The 19,538-nt window shown below is 69.7% G+C and carries 13 protein-coding genes; 5 read left to right on the plus strand and 8 right to left on the minus strand.

What is annotated here, in order from left to right:
• The first annotated feature begins 57 nt into the window (after window positions 1-57).
• Window positions 58-999 carry a LysR family transcriptional regulator gene (locus VGF12_RS04360; protein ID WP_331174820.1) on the plus strand — a complete coding sequence of 314 codons (942 nt, stop codon included), beginning with the start codon at window positions 58-60 and terminating at the stop codon, window positions 997-999.
• A gap of 113 nt (window positions 1,000-1,112) precedes the next feature.
• A complete protein-coding gene (locus VGF12_RS04365) occupies window positions 1,113-2,093 on the plus strand; it encodes an SGNH/GDSL hydrolase family protein (protein WP_331174821.1) in 981 nt (326 codons plus the stop codon).
• Window positions 2,094-2,289: 196 nt separating this feature from the next.
• On the opposite strand, the gene VGF12_RS04370 is transcribed toward VGF12_RS04365, so the two are convergent.
• The 3 genes from VGF12_RS04370 to ligA form a co-directional block, all read right to left on the minus strand.
• Entirely contained in the window at window positions 2,290-7,821 is a 5,532-nt protein-coding gene (locus VGF12_RS04370; protein WP_331174822.1) for a putative Ig domain-containing protein, read from the minus strand.
• A gap of 639 nt (window positions 7,822-8,460) precedes the next feature.
• Window positions 8,461-9,285 (minus strand): substrate-binding periplasmic protein, encoded by an 825-nt coding sequence (locus tag VGF12_RS04375; RefSeq protein ID WP_331174823.1) that lies wholly within the window; start codon window positions 9,283-9,285, stop codon window positions 8,461-8,463.
• A 25-nt stretch (window positions 9,286-9,310) separates the two neighbouring features.
• Window positions 9,311-11,353: an NAD-dependent DNA ligase LigA gene (ligA, locus tag VGF12_RS04380; protein WP_331174824.1), complete on the minus strand. Its 2,043-nt coding sequence runs from the start codon at window positions 11,351-11,353 to the stop codon at window positions 9,311-9,313.
• A 39-nt stretch (window positions 11,354-11,392) separates the two neighbouring features.
• Between ligA and VGF12_RS04385 the strand changes: the two genes are divergently transcribed.
• Entirely contained in the window at window positions 11,393-11,914 is a 522-nt protein-coding gene (locus tag VGF12_RS04385) for a hemerythrin domain-containing protein (protein WP_331174825.1), read from the plus strand.
• Between the two features lie 7 nt (window positions 11,915-11,921).
• Here VGF12_RS04385 and VGF12_RS04390 read toward each other — a convergent pair whose 3' ends face one another.
• Window positions 11,922-13,868, minus strand: coding sequence for a TonB-dependent receptor plug domain-containing protein (locus VGF12_RS04390; protein WP_331174826.1), 1,947 nt, complete (start codon window positions 13,866-13,868; stop codon window positions 11,922-11,924).
• 184 nt (window positions 13,869-14,052) lie between these two features.
• Between VGF12_RS04390 and VGF12_RS04395 the strand changes: the two genes are divergently transcribed.
• Complete coding sequence (locus VGF12_RS04395; protein WP_331174827.1) at window positions 14,053-15,792, plus strand: cytochrome D1 domain-containing protein; 1,740 nt, start codon at window positions 14,053-14,055, stop codon at window positions 15,790-15,792.
• A gap of 84 nt (window positions 15,793-15,876) precedes the next feature.
• The gene (locus VGF12_RS04400) at window positions 15,877-16,182 is read left to right on the plus strand and encodes a c-type cytochrome (protein ID WP_331174828.1); all 306 of its coding nucleotides are present in this window, start codon (window positions 15,877-15,879) and stop codon (window positions 16,180-16,182) included.
• A gap of 22 nt (window positions 16,183-16,204) precedes the next feature.
• Here VGF12_RS04400 and VGF12_RS04405 read toward each other — a convergent pair whose 3' ends face one another.
• The 4 genes from VGF12_RS04405 to VGF12_RS04420 form a co-directional block, all read right to left on the minus strand.
• Window positions 16,205-16,897 carry a Crp/Fnr family transcriptional regulator gene (locus VGF12_RS04405; RefSeq protein ID WP_331174829.1) on the minus strand — a complete coding sequence of 231 codons (693 nt, stop codon included), beginning with the start codon at window positions 16,895-16,897 and terminating at the stop codon, window positions 16,205-16,207.
• Window positions 16,898-16,975: 78 nt separating this feature from the next.
• A complete protein-coding gene (locus VGF12_RS04410) occupies window positions 16,976-18,277 on the minus strand; it encodes a hemolysin family protein (RefSeq protein ID WP_331174830.1) in 1,302 nt (433 codons plus the stop codon).
• The gene (locus VGF12_RS04415; protein WP_331174831.1) at window positions 18,277-19,323 is read right to left on the minus strand and encodes a cell division protein FtsZ; all 1,047 of its coding nucleotides are present in this window, start codon (window positions 19,321-19,323) and stop codon (window positions 18,277-18,279) included. Before VGF12_RS04415 ends, VGF12_RS04410 begins: the two co-directional genes overlap by 1 nt.
• Window positions 19,320-19,538, minus strand: a 219-nt coding sequence (locus VGF12_RS04420) for a hypothetical protein (protein ID WP_331174832.1), incomplete at its 5' end; no start/stop codon positions are given. The genes VGF12_RS04420 and VGF12_RS04415, both read right to left, overlap by 4 nt.

The following is a 19,538-nucleotide window of genomic DNA, read 5'->3' on the forward strand; positions in this document are numbered from 1 at the left end:
AAAACTCAAACGGACCGTTCCGGAAACGAAACGAAATAAAACGAGACGAACGGCGCCATGAAGATCGATGACCTCCTGCTGCTGGCCCAGGTGCACAAGGCCGGCTCACTGTCGGCGGCCGCCCGCGTGCTGGCGCTGCCGAAAGCGACGCTGAGCCGGCGCCTGACCGCGCTGGAAACCTCCGTGGGCGCGCGTCTCTTCGTGCCGGGTGCCGCGCGCATGACGCTGACGGAGCTGGGCGAGCAGCTCGCCGAGCGGGCCGCGCGGCATGACGACGACATCGCCGAGACACGCCAGTGGCTGGCCTCGCGCGAGGCCACGCCGCAGGGACGGCTGCGCGTGTCTGTGCCGGCCGAATTCGCAATGCTGGTGCTGGCCGAGAGCTTTGCCCGCTTCGTGCGCCGGTACCCCCGGGTGACGCTCGAGGTGGACACGACCCCGCGTCGCGTCGACCTGTTCAACGAGCCCTACGACCTGGCGGTGCGCATGGGGCCGGTGGACGAGCCCGACCTGATCGCCCGCCAGTACATGCTGCTGGAGCGAGGGTTGTACGCCAGCCCCGTCTATCTGCAGGCGCGCCCCGCGCCGCAGACGCCGGCTGATCTGGCGGAGCACGACTTCGTGGTGCTCAGCCAAGGCAAGGGCTTGCACCGCACGCTGCTGAACGGCCGGCAGACCGCCGAGGTGGAGGCGCGTGGCCCGCTGGAGGCCAACTCCATCGGCCTGGTGCTGTCACTGACGCGGGCGGGCGGCGGCATCGGCAGCTTCCCTTTCGGCATGGTGGCGCCCGACGTGATCGCCGGCACGCTGGTGCCGGTACTCCCCGACTGGCGCTACGAACCGCTGCCCGTGCACCTGCTGACGGCCAGCCGCCGGCTGATGCCCGCCAAGACCCGGGCCTTCATCGACCACCTCTTCGAGACCAAGCCCGACTGGGCCAAGTCCGCCTTGCTCAACCTGCCGACGAAGCCCGCGGCGCACAGCCGTCCCGCGGGGTAGGCCGGACTCGTCTGGCCACCCCCGCGTTCGAGGGGTGGGAGTTCTCCGCTGCCCCGCCGCGGGCCGTCACGTTAGCTTGCAGGTCCACTCGAACGAGACAACGAGGCAAGACGATGAAGAACTTCCTGCGTCGCTGCGCCGGCGCCCTGGTCCTGGGCGCCGCAACCTTCGGCAGCCTGCCCGCGCTGGCCTACTCCAGCCTCACGGTCTTCGGCGACAGCCTGTCCGACACCGGCAACATCTTTCTCGCCACCAGTGGCGCGACGCCGACGGCGCCCTACTACAGCGGCCGCTTCTCCGACGGCCCGATCTGGATCGACGTGCTCGCCGGCGGCCTCGCCCTTCCAAGCGGAGCGGTGCCCTCGCTGATCGGCGGCAACAACTACGCCTTTGGCGGTGCGCGCACCGGCACCGCGTCGAACCCGCCGGGGCTGCTGGCGCAGGTCGGTGGGCTCTGGGCGCCATCGCATGCGCTGGCCGATCCGACGGGGCTTTACGTCGTCGTCGGCGGCGGGAACGATCTGCGCGATGCGCGCGGGGCCGCCAGCACGGCGGCATCGCGCCAGGCGGCCGCGGAAGCCGCCGCTGCCAACGTCGCCAACGCGGTGGGCCTGCTCGCCAGCCGCGGCGCGCAGCACGTGCTGATCTCCAACGTCCCCGACCTCGGCGCGACGCCCGAAGCCGCCGGCCTGAACCTGGTGGCCAACTCGAGCGACGTGACGCTGCGCTACAACCTGCTGATCGCCGGACTGGTGCCGTTCTTGGAGGCGCAGTTCAGCGGCCTGCAAGTCAGCTTCCTCGACATGGCGGGGCTCGCCGCTGACATCCGCAGCGATGCGTTGACCAACGGTGGTGCGCTCTACGGCATCACCAACGTCACGACGCCTTGTGGCACTTTCCCCGGCTCGGTCGGCGTCTCATGCAGCGTCTCGGCCTTCTCCGACGCGCTGCACCCTTCGGCCGCCGCGCATGCGCTGATCGGCCAGGCGGCGCTCGCGGCGGTGGCCGCCGTGCCCGAGCCCGGCACCTGGCTGCTGATGGCGCTGGGCGTCGTGGTCATCGCACTCAGGCGCCGCGACGTGACGACGCGCTGAGCGCAGACGCCAGCAAGGCCGCCAGCAAAGCCGTCAGCCGGCTTCGATCCGAGCCGTCGCACGCGAGGCGACGCATCCTCGAGGACGGCGTGTGCCGCAGCGCGGGAGGGCGCGGCAGCGCGCCAGCTCCTGGCGCCCTCATGTCGCCGATCTGGCGCGCGCCCCGCAAGACCGGGCAGCGCGCCAGCGCAGGGGCCTAGAACCGCCCCTCCGCCCCGAGCCTGACGGTGTGCACCGTGCCGCCGCCACCGGCCACCGAGCTGCCGTAGTCCAGCGACAGCGCAAAGCCGCTGCGCAGCACCCACTTTCCGCCCACCTCGGCCATCCACTGGCCGCGCCGTGCGCCCAGCGGCTGCGCCGTGTACAGGGGCGCGTTGCTCCCCAGGTCGGTGTAGCTCATCGTGGCCTGATCGGCCCCTTCGAAGCGGTGCTGGTACTCGATGCGTGCACGTGGCTGCAGCTCGTTGCCGCCCAGCGCATAGGCGGTTTCGGCACGCAGGCCCAGCTTGCCGGTGCTCATGCGCACGGACTGGTCGTGGTAGGTGAGGCTGTTCACGTCGGCGGCGCTCTCGGCGTAGCCGTTCAGCGTCGCGCGCATCAGCTCGAGTCGCGCATAGGCCGACAGCAGCAGGCCCTGGCGCTCACGGTACTCGTAGCCCGCGGCCAGCGAACCGAACCACTGGCGACCACGGCGCTGACCGGTCGCGAAGCCGCCTTCATCGGTGATGAAGCGATTGAGGTCGAAGCTCAGCGTGCTGTGGCCCAGCACGGCATCAACGAAGGTATCGGGTGCCGGCCGCAGCGCGGCGTAGACGGCCAGGACGCTGCTATTGCTGGTGCTCTTCGAGCCCTTGCTGCCCACATCACTGCGGTCGCTGCTGAAGCCGCCGCCAAGCCCGATGGACCAGAGCTGGCTGACCCGGTAGTCCGCCCCCAGGCTGACGCCGTCGGTGTGGAAGCGGAACCGCGAGGTGCCGGTCAACTGGTCGCGATGGCCGAAGTCGACGCTGCCGCCCACCCACCAGGACAGCTCGCTGCGGGCAGCCTGCGGCGTGTCCCGGCCTGCTGCCCTGGACGCATCGTCAGGCGCGACGTTCTGCGCGCCGCTGTGCGCCAAGGTGGCGCCAGGGCCCCGTCGGGCCGCCATGCCCGCGCCTGCCGGCCGGCCGGCCTCGCCGTTGCGCAGTGCCGCGCTGGCATTCATCTGCGCGATGGGGTCCGTGGGCAGCACGGAATCCACACCGTAGGAGCTCAGGCTCAGCCCGAAGCTGGACTTGGCCCAGCCATCGCCGTGCAGGGATTCCAGCCGGCGGCTGAAGTTGTTCAGCTGCGAGCTGGCGAAGCGCCGGGTGGCGTCTGCCTGCGCTGACAGAAGTCCGCTGACTTCCGCGTCCTTGGACGGGTCCAGCCGCCCGGCCACGGTGATCGTCGCCGTCCCCTGCGTGCTGCCGTGCGCATTGCTCAGCGCATACACGACGGTGTCGGTACCGGAGAAGGTGGCGAGCGAGGTGTAGACGATGGCCATGCCCTGCACGACGGCCTTGCCGTGGCCCGGCGGGGTCACGATGGACAACTCGGTGAAGGGGCCGCCGACGGCATTCGCCGTCACCGCCAGCGTCACCGGCTGGCCCGACTTGGTGGTGGCGCTGACGACGGCCAGCGTCGGCGGCGGTGCGCTGACGATGATGGTGACCGTGGCCGCGACGGACGTGCCTGCTGCGTTCGACGCCGTGTAGCTGAAGCTGTCGGTGCCGTAGTAGCCAGGGTTGGGCGTGTAGATGACGGCGGGCACGGTCGCGGCGGTGTCGGTGCGCCCGGCGGCAAGCGCCTTCGCACGTGCGTTGCTGCTGGCTTCCAGTCCCACGATGGTCAAGGTGCCATGCTGAGGCGGCGTGAGGATGGTGATGCTCGACACCGGCCCCCCCGAGATGACAAGGGGGATCTCTGTCGAGTTGCCGCCCCCCGCGCTGCCGCTCGGCACGGTCACCGTCACCGGCTGGGGAACGGGCGGCGGCGGGTTGACCGTGATCGTCACCGCGGCGGCGGGCGACGTGCCCGAGACGTTGCCTGCCGTGTAGCTGAAGCTGTCGTTGCCGAAATAGCCCGACGCGGGCGTGTACGTCACCGTGGTGCCATTGAGCGTGGCAGTGCCGTGGCTGGGCTGCACCGTCAGGGTGAACGTCGTGGCCGGCCCACCGTTGACGGCGCCGGCCAGGTCGATCTGCGTGGCCGCGTTGAAGGGCACGGTCACGCTCTTGGACCCCGCGACCGGCAAGGCCGGGGTGATCGTCAGCGAATAGGCCTGCATGCCCGACGCCGCCATGCCGCTTGTGCTGTCGGTCGCACGGATCGTGAAGCTGAACGCTCCCGCTGCTGTCGGTTTCCCGGCAAGCATGCCCGTGCTGCCGTCCAGGCTCAGTCCACTGGGCAAGCTGCCCGCGCTGACGCTGTAGCTGTAGGGGGCCGTTCCGCCCGATGTGCTGACAGCCTGGCTGTAGGCCGCCCCAACCTGCCCGTTGGGCAGGTTCGGCTGGTTGGGCTGCAGGGTGAGGGTCGGCGCACTGACCATCACCGTCACCGTCGCGGCCGCAGAGGTGCCGCCGGCATTGGTGGCGGTGTAGGTGAAGCTGTCGCTGCCGGCGTAGCCTGCAGCGGGCGTGTAGGTCACGGTCAGGCCCGCCACCGTGGCAGTGCCATGCGCTGGCGGCGTCGCCACCGCGATGCTGACCGCCGCGCCGCCCGTGATCGCCGGGGCGAGGTTGATCTGCACGGGGTTGTCGTACGGGGTGCTCGCGGAGCTGGCATTCGCAACCGGGGCCTGCACGCCGATGACCACCGTATAGGCCTTGGCGACCGTGTACGGCGCGCCCGTGCCCGTGGTGCTGTCGGTGGCGGTGACGGTGAAGTTGTAGGTATTCGCCGTGGTCGGCGTGCCAGCGATCGCGCCGGTCGCGCCGTTGAGCGACAGGCCCGCCGGCAGCGCGCCGGCCGTCACCGCAAAGCTGTAGGGCGCCGTGCCGGCGCTGGCGGACACGGTCTGGCTGTAGGCCACGCCGACATTGCCGTTGGGCAGGCTGGCCGTGCCGATGGCGAGCGTCGGTCCTCCGATGGTGACGCTGTAGGCTCTCGTGCCGGCAAAGTTGTTGGCGTCGGTCGCCTGCACCGTGAAGTTGAAGTTGCCCGCCGCCGTAGGCGTGCCCGACAGCACGCCCGCCGCAGACAGCGTCAGCCCCGCAGGCAGCGTGCCTGCGCTGACGACGTAGCCATAGGGCGCGGCACCTCCGCTGGCGGTGAAGGTCTGGCTGTAGGCCGTCCCGATTGCCGGGGTGGTGAGGCTCCCCATGGGCAACACCGTGACGGTGGGCGCACCCATAGTCAGGTTGTAGGTGCCTGAGACATGGAACGGCGAGCCCGCGCCCGTCGTGGCATCCGTCGCCGTCACCGTGAAGGTGACGGTGCCACCTGCCGTCGGTGTGCCCGACAGCACGCCGGTCGCGGTCGAGAAGCTCAGTCCGGCCGGCATGGAGCCGGAGTTGATCAAGATGGCATAGGTGTAGGGCGCAGTGCCGCCACTGGGCGTGAACGCCTGGCTGTAGCCCGACAGTGCCGAGCCGGACAGATTGCTGCCGCTCGCCGGGCTGATGGTCAGCATGGGTGGGTTGACCGTCCAGCTGTATGCGCGACTTCCGGTGAAGGGGCCGGCGCCGGTGCTGCTGTCCGTGGCAGTGACGGTGAAGTTGTACGTGCCGGTGGCGGTCGCCGCGCCACTCAGGACGCCTGCGCTGCTCACGGAGACGCCCGGCGGCAGCGAACCTGCCGTCACGGCGTAGGTGTAGCCGCTCGTGCCGCCGCTGGCGGTGAGGGTGCCATTGACCGCAGCCCCGGCTGCCACCGCAGAGAGCGACGCGGGCGCCACGCTGATGGCGGGCGAGTTCACGGTCAGCGAATAGGCGCGGCTGCCCGTGAAGGGAGCGCCGGTACCCGTCGAGCTGTCGGTGGCCGTCACCGTGAAGTTGAACGAACCGCCCGCAGTGGGCGTGCCGGAGATGACGCCGCCGGAAGACAGCGACAGGCCTGCGGGCAGCGAACCTGCCGTCACCGCGTAGGTGTAGGGTCCGACGCCACCATTGGCAGTCACGGTCTGGTTGGTCGAGCCGCCGACCGTGGCAGCCGTCAGTGACACCGGGGCCACGGTGACCGTGGGCGCAGCAACGGTCAGCGAGTAGGCCTTGCTTCCGGCGGCCGGGCCGGTGCCGGTCGAGCTGTCCGTGGCCGTGACGGTGAAGTTGAACGTGCCCCCTGCCGTGGGGGTGCCCGACAAGGTGCCACTGGAGCTCAGTGTGAGACCGGCCGGCAAGCTGCCTGCCGTCACCGCATAGGTGTAGGGCGCGACACCACCGCTGGCGGTCACGGTCTGGTTGGTCGAGGCGCCCACCGTGGCAGACGTCAGTGACGCCGGGGACACGGTGACTGTGGGCGCATCAACGATCAATGAGTAGGGCCTGCTGCCCGTGTAGGGGCCGGTACCGGTCGAGCTGTCCGTGGCCGTGACGGTGAAGTTGAACGTGCCGCTTGCCGTCGGGGTGCCCGACAGGGCACCGTTGCTGGCCAGCGTGAGGCCGGCCGGCAAGCTGCCCACCGTCACCGCTAAGCTGTAGGGCGCGGTGCCGCCGCTGCCCGTGACCGAAGCGCTGTAGGCAGAGCCGGCGGTTGCATTGCTCAATGATCCCGGGTTGACGGCAATGGTGGGGGCCGCGACCGTCAGCGTGAGCGTGCCGCTTGTTGCCGAGAACGGACCGGTGCCCGTACTGGAATCGGTCGCAGTCACGGTGAAGTTGAAGCTGCCACCGGCCGTGGGCGTGCCCGAGAGGGTGCCGTTGCTGGCGAGCACGAGGCCGGCCGGCAGCGAGCCACTGGCCAGAGCGTAGGTGTAAGGCGCCGTGGCGCCGGAGGCACCGCCTATCGACTGGCTGTAGGCCGATCCGACGCCGCCAGCGAGCGGACTGCTGGGTGAATAGGTGACCGTGGCATTCGACACCGTGATCGTCACCGTCGCCGGCGCCGAGGTCCCGCCGCTACCGGTGGCGGTGTAGGTGAAGGAGTCGGCGCCGGAATAGCTGGAGTTCGGGGTGTAGCTGATGGTCGTGCCACTTGCCGTCGCCGTGCCATGCGAGGCTTGGGTGCCTACCGCAACGCTGGTCGCCGCCGCCCCTGTGACATTGAGCGTGATGGCATTGGCACTGCTCCCATGAGCCACCGTGGCGCTGACCGCATTGGCCGTCGGGGCACCACTGTTCATGGTGATGTTGACGGCGATGGTGTTGCCGTTAATGTCGTACAAGACGCCCGAATCGCCGCCGACATATCCGAGCGGGCTGGGGCGGTAGACGACGGTATCGATCGGAAAGACCGTCAGGTCGGTTTCCATCGTGCCGTGGGCCGTGGGCCGCTGACCGGTCCCCACGCTCGCATCGGTGTAGATGCCACCGATGCCACCGGGATCGCAGTTGGTGTAGTCGACCGAGCTGAAGTCGTATCGATAGCTGTTGGCACCGGTGTTGGTGAAGGTGATTGTCAGTGTGCAGACTTGTGCAGCCAGGGCTGGTGCCGACAGGAGGGCCTGCAGGCTCAACAGCGCGACAACAGCGATTGCCCTCGGCAAGCGCTCCAGCGAGCGCGCGAACGGCCACGCGAGCAGCGCAGCCGCGCGTCGAATCCAACCCTGCATTTTCTTGTCCTCTCGTCAGCCACACACGGAGCACAGACTCCATTCAGTTGTCAGTGTATGTAGCGACAGCAAGGAAAGAACCCAGATTCGGGCTGCAGCAGCTCCATGCCCTTGAAAGGTGTCGAGATTCGCGCAGTAATTGGCTTTAATGAGGCTGCGGCCCACACGCGCACAAGCTGCGCCCAAGGCAAGGCAAGGCAAGGCAAGGCGATGCGATGGCGCCACAACGGACCCGCGAAACCGGTACGGGCGGGCACGAGTTGCGTGCCGCCGCAGTCTGCTAGCGAAGCGCCGCACGGCAGCGGCGAGTGCATCGGCGGGACGTGGTGCCTGCCTCTGCGCCGGGCTCAGACCTGCCAGCGCACAAGGGGCAGCGACGGGATCCACGCGCCGGACTCTCGACATCCGGCCACGCCAGCTGCTGAACGGGCGCTCGTCGGTGCGGGCTGCCTTCGAGGCGATGCTGAGCCGCTGAGCCTCTTGCAGGCTCGCCCCCCGCTGCCCTGATCCTTCACCCTGGTGCAACGCTGCGATGCAAGCTCGAAACCACCCGACTCTCCTCCTCGGACCTTCCGGAACACCAACGGGGGCGCTCGATCCACGTCCGTCTCGCTGCCAGGTCAGGACGGCGGCCTGCGATCAGGCGCCGGACTTCTTCCAGAGCTGGATGTTCTTCTCGATCCAGCCGTTCATCAGCGCCGGCTGGCGTGACAGCTTGTACATCGCACGAGCGATACGGCCCCGCAATTCGGGCGTGTTGCAGGCCGAGCGGTGCGACAGCGTCAGATGGAGCGGCTCGCTGGCCACGGCGGGCAGCAGCGGCTTGATCCCGTCGATGTTCAACCGCGCCTGGTACGCAGCGGCCGGGGCGTCCTCGTAGACGAGGTAGTCCACGCGCGAGCGCTGCAGCATCTGCAGCGCCCGCTCCAGCGTCGCGACCTGCGAGATGTTGAGATGTTCGCGCGCAAAGCGATCGAATTCCTCGCCCAGGCTGTTGCCGATGACCGTGACACCCTGCAACGGCGCGAGGTCCGCCCAGCGCTTGAAATCGAGCTTGCTGTTGTCGCGCACCAGCACCACGGAACGCGTCTCGCGGAATGCCGGGTAGAAGTAGTCCATGTACTCGGTGCGCGCCTGGGTGAAGAAGGCCCCCGCGATCAGATCGATGCGCCCGGCGCGCATCTCCTCTTGCACGCGCCCCCAGGGGCCGACGTAGCGGGACTCGATCGCCACACCCAGCTCCATGGACAGCCAGGTCAGCAAGTCGGCGTTGGCACCGACCAGTCGGTCCTCGTTGCTCGCGCTGCGCCACAGGTAGGGCGCGTACTGGGGGTTGCCCGACGCCACGAGCTGCCGACAGTCGGGCGCCGTGGCGGTGGACTGCGCCTGGGCCGCCATACACAGCCACCCGGTCAGCACGATCACCAGCAACGCGCGCGGCAAGCAGATCGAGGGCAAGGTCATCGACGTGGTTCCTCGCGATGGAAGGTCAAACCACTCCCTGGAGCAGGGTCTGCAGCCCCGTTTCATCCAGCACCATAACACCCAGGCTGCGGGCCTTTTCCAACTTGCTGCCCGCTTCCTCACCCGCGATGACGTAATTCGTTTTCTTTGACACGGAACCGCTGACCTTGCCGCCGGCGGCCTCGATCAGGGCCTGCGCCTCGTCGCGGGAGAGGGTCGGCAGCGTACCGGTCAGCACCAGCGTCTTGCCCAAGAGCGGGCGCGGCCGGTCGTCGGCCTCGCCAGCGCTTTCCTTCGGGCTCACGCCGGCCGCCAGCAGTTGCTCGACGACCTCGCGGTTGTGCGGCTGCGCGAAGAAGGTGTGGATGCTGGCTGCGACGATGGGACCGACGTCGGGCACTTCCAGCAATTGCTCGACGCCGGCGTTCATCAGCTTGTCCAGCGTGCCGAAGTGGCGCGCCAGGTCCTTGGCCGTGGTCTCGCCGACCTGGCGAATGCCCAGCGAGAACAGGAAGCGCGCCAGCGTGGGGGTCTTGCTCTTCTCCAACGCGTCGACGATGTTCTGCGCGCTCTTCTCGGCCATGCGGTCCAGCGCCGCGAGCTTGGCGACACCCAGCTTGTAGAGGCCCGGCAGGCTCAGCACGATGCCGGCGTCGACGAGCTGCTCCACGAGCTTGTCACCCAGGCCCTCGATGTCCATCGCGCGGCGGCCGGCGAAGTGCAGCAGGGCCTGCTTGCGCTGCGCGGGGCAGAACACGCCGCCGGTGCAGCGGTACTCGATCCCCCCCTTCTCACGCACGGCCTCGCTGCGGCAGACCGGGCATTCGCGCGGCATGTGGAAGTTGGGCACGTACGCCGGGCGGTCGCCCGGCACGCGGCCCACCACCTCGGGGATCACGTCGCCGGCGCGGCGAATGACGACCTTGTCGCCCACGCGCACGCCCTTGCGGCGCATCTCGAAGACGTTGTGCAGCGTCGCATTGCTGACCGTCGTGCCGCCCACGAAGACGGGCTCCAGCCGCGCCACCGGCGTCAGCTTGCCGGTGCGCCCCACCTGGATGTCGATGGACAGCAGTGTCGTCACCTGCTCCTGGGCCGGGTACTTGTGCGCCACGGCCCAGCGCGGCTCGCGGGTCTTGAAGCCGAGGCGGGCCTGCAGCTCGCGCGAGTTGACCTTGTAGACGACACCGTCGATGTCGAAGGGCAGCGCGTCACGCCGGGCGGCCATCGCGCGGTGGAAGTCCACCAGGCCGGCCGGCCCCTGCACGACAACGCGGTCGGCGTTGACCGGCAGGCCGAAGGCCGCCAGCGCATCCAGCAGGCCGGCGTGCGTGGCGGGCAGCACCCAGCCCTGCACCTCACCCAGCCCGTAGGCGTAGAAGCACAGCGGTCGCTGGCGCACCAGCGCCGGGTCCAACTGGCGGATGGCGCCGGCGGCGGTATTGCGTGGGTTCACGAAGGTCTTCTCGCCGCGCTCGCGCTGGCGTTCGTTGAGCTTCTCGAAATCGTCACGGCGCATGTAGACCTCGCCCCGCACCTCGAGGACGGCCGGCAGGTCCTCGACCCGCCCCCGCAGCCGCAGCGGGATCTGGCCGATGGTGCGCACGTTCTGCGTCACGTCCTCGCCGGTTTCGCCGTCGCCACGCGTGGCGGCCTGCACCAGCACACCCCCTTCATAGCGCAGGTTCATCGCCAGGCCGTCGAACTTCAGCTCGGCGGCGTACTCCACCGGCGCGTCGCCTTCGGTCAGCCCCAGCTCGCGGCGCACCCGCGCGTCGAAGGCCATCGCGCCTCCCTCGGTCGTGTCGGTCTCCGTCGTGATCGACAGCATGGGCACCACGTGGCGCACGGGCGTGAGGCCGGCCAGCACGGCGCCGATGACACGCTGGGTCGGCGAGTCCGGCGTGAGCAGCGCTGGATGGGCGGCCTCGATGGCCTGCAGCTCCGCGAACAACCGGTCGTACTCGGCGTCGGGCAACTCGGGCGCGTCGAGCACGTAGTAGAGGTGGGCGTGATGGTTGAGCTGGGAGCGCAGTTCGGCGGCGCGCTGTGCGGGAGCGGAAGTCATGGCGACATTGTGGCGGCCGGCGCGGCGAGAATCGGCAGCATGGCCACCTCCCCCCTGCTCCACGCCGGCCCGGCGGTCGGTTTCGACCAGCCCTTCGACATGCTTCTCGCCTGCCACGAGCGCGTTCAGCGCAGCCTGGACCTGCTGCTGCGCCTGCAGGCCCATGCGGCGACGCAGGGCGCGGACGCACAGGCCCGTGACGCGGCCCGGGACGTGCTGCGCTACTTCGACCTCGCCGGCCCCAAGCACCACGAGGACGAGGAGCGCCACGTGCTGCCCCGGCTGCGGGCTGCGGGCCGCACCGCCCTGGCCGACCGGCTGGCGGCGGACCACGCCGAGATGGGCCGCCAGTGGGCGGTCCTGCGCACGGCGCTGGAGGCTTTGCGTGACGGCCACGGCCCGGGGCCGGATGCCGCGGCCTGCCAGGCCTACGCCGACCTGTACGCCGGCCATATGGCCGCCGAGGAAGGCGAGGCCTTCCCGACTGCGGCGCACCAGCTCGATCCGGCCACCCTGGCGGCCATGGGCGCCGAGATGGCCTCGCGGCGACGCGCCGCCTGACGCCCGATCACCAGCGCCCTTCCAGGCCGATACGCAGGCTGCGCGGCAGTTCCTCGTAGCTGAACAGCGGCGACTTGGCCGCCAGACGCAGGTTGGTGGCGTTGTCGATGCCGGCGCGCAGGGTCAGCCCATGGCCCAGCGCCAGGCTGGCGTGCAGGTTCACGAGGGTCAGCGTGGGCACCGCCTGCGGCGGCTGGCCGGCCACGGAGGAAGCCAGCCGCAGGCCGCTCTGCACCGTCACGTCGCCACCCGCGCGCCAGGCCCCCTGCTGCCAGTCGGCGCGCAGACCCCAGCTGCGGCGGGCGCGCTTCTCCAGCGGGACGCCGTGGTCGTCGTGGGCACTGAGCAGGCCCGCCTGGGCCTGCAGCGTCCAGCCGCCGCCGCGCCAGCCGGCCGCCGCCTCGATGCCCTGCAGCACGGCCGCGTCGATGTTGCGGAACTGATAGAGCCCGCTGAGCGGCGTGCCGCTGAGCAGCACGGGCACGATGAGCTGGCGCACGCGGTTGCGGTAGGCCGTCAGCGAAGCACCTGCCGTTGTCGTGTCCCAGGCCAGCGAGGCCTCGACGTTGTCATTGGTCTCGGGTTTGAGACCGGCCTGGCCGACATAGGTGTTTGGGCCTTCGTCCTCACGGTAGTCGGGGTTGATCTGCTTGAGCGTCGGTGCCTTGAACCCGCGACCGAACCCGCCCTTCACGACCCAGCCGGGCGCCGGCTTCCAGACCGCGTAGATCCGCGGGCTGAGCTCCGTGCCGAAGCGGCTGGCGCGGTCGGCCCGGGCTCCGGCCGTAAGGCTGAGTGCGGGCGACAGCCGCGCCTCGTCCTGCACGTACACGCCCGCGTGTGTGGCGCTGGCCTGGCCGCCGGGCAGGCCAGCGTTGTCCAGATGCTCGTCGCGCAGCTCGAAACCCGCCGTCCAGAGTTGGGTGGCACCGCCGGGCAGCACGGTCTGCCCCTCCAGCACGCGGTCGGTCAGCGTGTTGGGTCGCAGCGAGGAGACGCCCTGGGTCTTGACGTTGCTGACGGCGAGCCGGTTCTGGTACACGCGCAGCAGCGTCTCGCGGCCCTCCCCCCAGTCGCCGTCCCATTGCAGCGCATGGTGGTCACGCACGAGATGGTGCAGGCTCTGGTGGTAGCGCTTCAGTCCTGAACGCTCTCGGGCGTCCAGCCAGCGCTCTTCGTCGCCGTGGCGGTTGTCGACGCCCAGGCTCTGGCCCGGCGCGGCGCGCCAGCGCAGCTTGAGCGCGGCCTCGCGGGGCTGGCGGCCCTCGACCGCGGTGATACGCGGGTCGGCCGCCGTGGGCGTCGCCTCGCGGCGGGCGTCGCTCAGGGCGATGCCGAAGTCCAGCGCCGGCCCGAAGCCGCCGCGCAGCGCTGCCGCCACGCGGTGGCCGTCGCCGCCGTCCTGGCCGCTGCGGCCCTCCGCCAGGGCACGCGCCTGCAGCGCGCCGTCCAGGGGGGGGGTGATGACGTTGATGACGCCCCCCAGCGCCTCGGCGCCATAGAGCACCGACATCGGGCCGCGAACGACCTCAATGCGCGAGATGTCGACGGCGCCGGTCCAGTCGAGCTGGAAGTCGGAGGCCCCCACCAGCCCGTCGCTGGCGGAGATGCGCTGGCCGTCCACGAGCACCAGCACGTGGCGCGGATCCATGCCGCGCAGCGACAGCGCCTTGCGCCCGCCGGTGGGCCGGCCGAAGGCGCCGACGCCGGGCTCCACGCGCAAGGCCTGCAGCAGGTTGTCGGTGCCGCGCTCGGCGACGGTCTCGGCATCGACGACCGTGATGGCGGCGGGCGCGTCGGCCAGCGGCACGGCATGCCGCGTGGCGCTGACGACGATGCGCGGCAACTGGTCCGGCGCCTCGGCGGCGTGAGTGGGGCCGGCCAGGGCCAGCAGGCCGGCAGCGGCCAGGGTCGACAACCGGGGGACGAAGGCGAAAGCAGGGTCGTGGTTCATGCCCGCCAGCGTCGCCAAGGCCGACCGAGCGCACCTTGACCGAGTTCAAGTTCGGCAGCCGAAAGTGGCGCTGCATTGATCAACATCAAAACCCGGCCATCCAGCGGGAAAACCTTGATCCGGTTCAAGGATGCCGGGGCGCGTCACTTCGAGCATGACGGCATCACCACAGCAAGGAGAAACGATGAGATCCCCCCTCCCCCGCGTTGCCGCACTGGCTGCCAGCCTGCTGTTTGCCTGGCCCCTGGCCGCCACCGCCCAGGCGCCCGCCGACGCCCCCGCCAAGGACGTGCTGCCCGCCGACGTGAAGTACCACTCGGGGCCGTCGCCCCTGGCCGGCGTGCCCATGGTGGAAAGCCGCAACCCCAAGGCGCCACCGATGACGCAGGCCGAGTTCGACGTGGCCCGCCGCATCTACTTCGAGCGCTGCGCCGGCTGCCACGGCGTGCTGCGCAAGGGCGCCACCGGCAAGCCGCTGACGCCCGACATCACCCTGGGCAAGGGCACCGACTACCTCAAGGTCTTCATCGCCTACGGCAGCCCCGCGGGGATGCCCAACTGGCAGACCAGCGGCGAGATGAGCGAGCAGGAGGTCGACATGATGGCCCGCTACATCCAGCACGAGCCGCCGACACCGCCCGAGTTCTCCATGGCCGACACCAAGGCCACCTGGAAGGTCATCGTGCCGCCCGAGGCACGGCCGAAGAAGAAGGAGAACAACTTCAACATCACCAACATCTTCAGCACCACGTTGCGCGACACGGGCGAAGTGGCGCTGATCGACGGCGACACCAAGCAGATCATCAACATCGTCAAGACCGGCTACGCGGTGCACATCTCGCGCACCTCGGCCTCCGGGCGCTACCTGTACGTGATCGGGCGTGACGCCAAGATCAACATGATCGACCTGTGGATGGCCAAGCCCGACAACGTCGCCGAGATCCGCGTCGGCCTGGAGGCGCGTTCGGTGGACACGAGCAAGTTCAAGGGCTTCGAGGACAAGCTGGCCATCGCCGGCAGCTACTGGCCGCCGCAGTACACCATCATGAAGGGCGACACGCTGGAGCCGCTCAAGATCGTCTCGACCCGCGGCAACACCGTCGACCAGCAGGAGTACCACCCCGAGCCGCGCGTGGCCTCCATCGTCGCCAGCCACTTCAAGCCCGAGTTCGTCGTCAACGTGAAGGAGACCGGCCAGACCCTGCTGGTGGACTACAGCAACGTCGACGCGCTGAAGGTCACCACCATCGGCACGGCACGCTTCCTGCACGACGGCGGCCTGGACTCGACGCATCGCTACTTCATGGTGGCCGCGAACCAGAGCAACAAGATCGCCGCGGTGGACCTGAAGGAAGGCAAGCTGGTGAAACTCATCGACGTGGGCAAGATCCCCCACCCGGGACGCGGCGCCAACTTCGTGCACCCGCAGTTCGGCCCCGTGTGGAGCACCGGCCACCTTGGCGACGACACCATCTCGTTGATCGGCACCGACCCCGCCAAGCATCCCGCCCAGGCCTTCAAGGTGGTGGCGACGCTCAAGGGCCAGGGCGGCGGCTCGCTGTTCCTGAAGAGCCACCCCAAGAGCCAGCACCTCTACATCGACACGCCGCTCAACCCGGACCCCGCCGTCGCCCAGTCGGTCATCGTCTACGACGTGAAGGCGCTGGACAAGGGCTACAAGGTGCTGCCCATCGCCCAGTGGGCCGGCATCACGGACGATGGCGCCAAGCGTGTCGTGCAGCCGGAGTTCAACAAGGCCGGCGACGAGGTCTGGTTCTCGGTCTGGTCGGCCAAGGACAAGCAGTCGGCCCTGGTCGTCGTGGACGACAAGACGCTCAAGCTCAAGGCCGTCATCAAGGACCCGCGCCTGATCACGCCGACCGGCCACTTCAACGTCAACAACACCCAGCACGACATCTACTGAGGCCGGACCGAGGGCGGCCCCTTGGGCCGCCCGATGCCGGCCTCACCATGCCGCCTGGCGGCGGCATGGCACGAGGAGGAAACCATGTACAGGACAGTTCTTCTGCTCGCCGGCCTGCTGGCCGCCACCGCGGCGCCCGCCAGCCCGGAGGCCATGAGCAAGGCCGGCTGCGTGGCCTGCCATGCGCAGGACAAGAAGCTCGTCGGCCCCGCCTTCAAGGACATCGCAGCCAAGTACCGCGGCCAGAAGGAGGCCGCCGTGCAACTGGCGGACAAGGTCCGCAAGGGTGGCAAGGGCGTCTGGGGGCCCATCCCCATGCCGCCCAGCGGGCCGGACAAGATCAGCGACGCCGACCTGAAGGCTTCACTCGACTGGGTGCTCGCGCAGTAGGCGTGCAGCAGGCGACAGCGCCTCAGCGCTGGTTCGCCGCATGGCGGGCCAGTGCGGCCGGCTCGGGCAGTCGGATGTCGCGCTTGTCGATCTCCAGCAGGCCCGCCGCCTCCAGCTCATGCAGCACGCGCGAGAAGTACTCTGGCGTCAGCGACAGCAGCGACGCCACCGTCGCCTTGGCGGCCGGCAGGCTGACGACGGCCGCCCCGGGCTGGTCGGGGTCCACGTCGCGCAGCAGGTAGCCCACCACCCGCTGCAGGCCCGACTGCAGCGAGCCCGCCTGCAGATCCTGCACCAGGCCATGCAGGCGGCGTGACATGCCCGACAGCATGCGCAGGGCGAAGCCGGCATCCAGTTGCAGCTCGGCCATCAGGGCCTGGCGCGGCACCTGCAGCAGCACTGCGTCGGTCAGCACCTGGGCATTGATGGGACAGGGGCGCTCCAGGAAGACCAGCGCCTCCGCGAAGCTCTGGCCGGGGCCGACGAGCTCGATGACCTTCTCGTTGCCGTTGGGCGCCGCCATGTACAGCCTCACCTGGCCCTGCACCACGATGAAGAAGGCGTCGCAGGTCTGCCCGGCCCACAGGACCGGCTGGGAGCGCGTCACCTGCATGAGGCGGCAGGCCATGGCCAGGCGCTGCAGCGCGGCCTCGTCGACGTCGGCGAACAGCGCCTGGGTGCGCAGGAAGCCGGGAATGTTGAAGGGGGCAAGCATGGTGGCGCCCATGCTGACGGCAGGCGCCGCGCTCGCCTTTGATGCGCGTCAAGCAACCCCGACTTGGGCGCCTGGACGTCAGCCCTTGGGGGCCGGGGCGGTCGCGGTGATCATCACCTGGTCCACGCGATGGCTGTCCACATCGACGACCTCGAAGCGCCACCCCTCCCACTCGACGACGTCGGTGCGCCGCGGGATGCGGCGCAGCCTGACCATCAGGAAGCCAGCCAGCGTGTCGTAGGTGCCGGCATGGGGCCAGCCCTCGATGCCCAGTGCACGCTCCACGTCGGGGATGGGGGTGATGCCGTCGGCCAGGAAGGAGCCATCCTCGCGTCGCACGATCTGTTCTTCGTCGTGCGGGGCCACCAGTGCGCCCATCACCGTGCTCATGACGTCGTTGAGCGTGACGACGCCGACGACGCGGCTGTACTCGTTGACGACGACGGCGAAGTCCTCGTGGGCCTCGCGGAAGTGCGTCAGCATCTCCGACAGCGTCAGCCGGTCCGGCACGATGAGGACCTTCTTGACGAGCACGCCGGCGTCGCCCTGCAGGGACAGCCGCTCGTCACGGAGCACGCGCTGGAACAGGTCGGTCGCGTCCACGTAGCCGACGACCTGGTCGACGTCCCCGTCGCAGATCAGATAGGTGGAATGCGGCGTGTCGGCGATGCGGTTGCGGATCAGCACGTCGTCATCATCACGCGAGAAGAAGACGATGCGCTCGCGGTTGGTCATCACCGTCTCGACGGTGCGCGTGTCCAGCTCGAACACGTTGGCGATGACCTGCTGCTCCTCGTCGGCGACGACACCGGCCTGGTAGCCCGCCTCGGTGAGCGCCAGGATGTCGCGGTGGCTGATGGTCTCGTCGCGCTTGGCCGGCAGGCCCAGCAGGCGGATCAGTCCCTCGGTGATGCCGCTGAAGGCCCAGGCCAGTGGGCGCAGCACGCGGCACAGGAGCAGCATGGGGCCAACGAGCGCCATCGCGACGCGCTCGGGCTCGGTCATGGACATCCGCTTGGGTACCAGGTCGGCCAGGACAATGAAGAGCGACGTGATGCTGACGAAGGAAGCCGCGAAACCCAGCGTCGCCGCCGCCTCCGGCGCCATCGCCAGCCGCAGCGCGGCCTCGAAATGAGGCGTGAACGCCCCTTCGCCGACGATGCCCGCCAGGATGGCGATGGTGTTGACGCCGATCTGCACGACGGTGAAGTAGTCGCCCGGGTGCTCCTGCACGGCCAGCACCTTGGCGGCCCGCGCATCACCCGAGTCGGCACGCTGCTGCAGGTTGAGCCGGCGCGACGCCGCCAGCGACAGCTCGGCCATGGAGAAGAAGGCGCTGCCGAGGATCAGCAGGCTGATCAGCAGCAGCGATGTCGTCATCAGGAAAACAGCCTTCGGGCCGCCGGCGAGCCGGCCGCCAGGTCACGCTCCGCCAGCGCCTCGTAGAGCTTCTTGAGCTCCACGTCGATGGCGGCAAAGGCATGCAGGCCGAGCACCTGGCCGCGGTCGTCGCAGATCTCGGCCTCCAGGTCGCGGGCCAGCGCACGCGCCGATTCCTGCCACAGCGCGAACGGCTCATGTTCGGCGGCGGTCTGCGGCACGTCCAGGGCCAGTGTCAGTTCGCGCAGCGACAAGGCCTCGGGGTCCTCGGCCAGCGCGGCCTGGGCATCGAACTGCAGCGTCAGCACCGGCGGGGCGCCCTCCTCGCCCGCGGGCAGCACCAGGCGCCCCGGCAGCGCGCCGGCCACGAAGCCGTGGCGTCCAGCGGACTGCTGCACGAAGCCGGGCGTCCAGGCGGCCGCCTTGGCGCGCAGCAGTAGCGCGAGCTGGGCATCGTGGCTGGCGGCGAACTGGTCCAGCTCGCGGGCGCGGGCGACGACGTCCAACATGTCGGGGAATTGCACGAAGCCGCTCACGCCATCGGCGAAGCCCTGGATCTTCTGCACGAACTCCGAGTACTCGATCTCGTTGAGCGGCCCGCTGCGGCTGGCCATCTTCAGGCCGGCCTGGAACTCGCCATAGCGCTGGCCGGGCGCGGGCAGCTCCCAGTCGCCGGTGGCGGCATTCAGGCCTTCGATCTGCAGCGGCTTGGTACCGGCGCGGCGGCTGCCGGGCTGGTGCTGCAGGGCCAGATCCCCAGTCACCGGCTGCTCGACCGTGATGGTCGCAATGGCGTCGATCAGCGCGTCGATGCGCGTCGACGCACGGCGCAGCGGGCGGGCCACGGCCGGCAGCGTCACTTCCAGCGCCTCGGCGTCGGCGCTGACGTCGACGGATACGGGCGGTGCATCGAAATGCGGCTCCTCCATCGGCGGCAGCGCCCGCTTGGGACCGGCCTTGCGCGCCGTCCAGGCGCCATGGGCGATGACGCCCACCAGCACGAGGCCACCGACGATCGCCAGCAGCGTGGTCAGCGTCAGGCTCATGCCGCCTCCGCCATGGCCAGCGCCTTGTCCATGTCGACCGCGACGATGCGCGACACACCCTGCTCCTGCATGGTCACGCCAATCAGTTGTTCTGCCATTTCCATCGCGATCTTGTTGTGCGAGATGAAGAGGAATTGCGTGCCGGCACTCATCTTGGTCACCAGCCGCGCATAGCGCTCGGTGTTGGCATCGTCCAGCGGCGCGTCCACCTCGTC

The sequence above is a fragment of the Roseateles sp. genome, assembly GCF_036404855.1.
Lineage (GTDB): Bacteria > Pseudomonadota > Gammaproteobacteria > Burkholderiales > Burkholderiaceae_C > Pelomonas.

What these genes read in the sequence shown, in the direction of transcription:
- VGF12_RS04360 (WP_331174820.1), top strand. Translation starts at nt 58, where the DNA reads ATGAAGATCGATGACCTCCTGCTGCTGGCCCAGGTGCACAAGGCCGGC.
- VGF12_RS04365 (WP_331174821.1), top strand. Translation starts at nt 1,113, where the DNA reads ATGAAGAACTTCCTGCGTCGCTGCGCCGGCGCCCTGGTCCTGGGCGCC.
- VGF12_RS04370 (WP_331174822.1), bottom strand. Translation starts at nt 7,821, where the DNA reads ATGCAGGGTTGGATTCGACGCGCGGCTGCGCTGCTCGCGTGGCCGTTC.
- VGF12_RS04375 (WP_331174823.1), bottom strand. Translation starts at nt 9,285, where the DNA reads ATGACCTTGCCCTCGATCTGCTTGCCGCGCGCGTTGCTGGTGATCGTG.
- ligA (WP_331174824.1), bottom strand. Translation starts at nt 11,353, where the DNA reads ATGACTTCCGCTCCCGCACAGCGCGCCGCCGAACTGCGCTCCCAGCTC.
- VGF12_RS04385 (WP_331174825.1), top strand. Translation starts at nt 11,393, where the DNA reads ATGGCCACCTCCCCCCTGCTCCACGCCGGCCCGGCGGTCGGTTTCGAC.
- VGF12_RS04390 (WP_331174826.1), bottom strand. Translation starts at nt 13,868, where the DNA reads ATGAACCACGACCCTGCTTTCGCCTTCGTCCCCCGGTTGTCGACCCTG.
- VGF12_RS04395 (WP_331174827.1), top strand. Translation starts at nt 14,053, where the DNA reads ATGAGATCCCCCCTCCCCCGCGTTGCCGCACTGGCTGCCAGCCTGCTG.
- VGF12_RS04400 (WP_331174828.1), top strand. Translation starts at nt 15,877, where the DNA reads ATGTACAGGACAGTTCTTCTGCTCGCCGGCCTGCTGGCCGCCACCGCG.
- VGF12_RS04405 (WP_331174829.1), bottom strand. Translation starts at nt 16,897, where the DNA reads ATGCTTGCCCCCTTCAACATTCCCGGCTTCCTGCGCACCCAGGCGCTG.
- VGF12_RS04410 (WP_331174830.1), bottom strand. Translation starts at nt 18,277, where the DNA reads ATGACGACATCGCTGCTGCTGATCAGCCTGCTGATCCTCGGCAGCGCC.
- VGF12_RS04415 (WP_331174831.1), bottom strand. Translation starts at nt 19,323, where the DNA reads ATGAGCCTGACGCTGACCACGCTGCTGGCGATCGTCGGTGGCCTCGTG.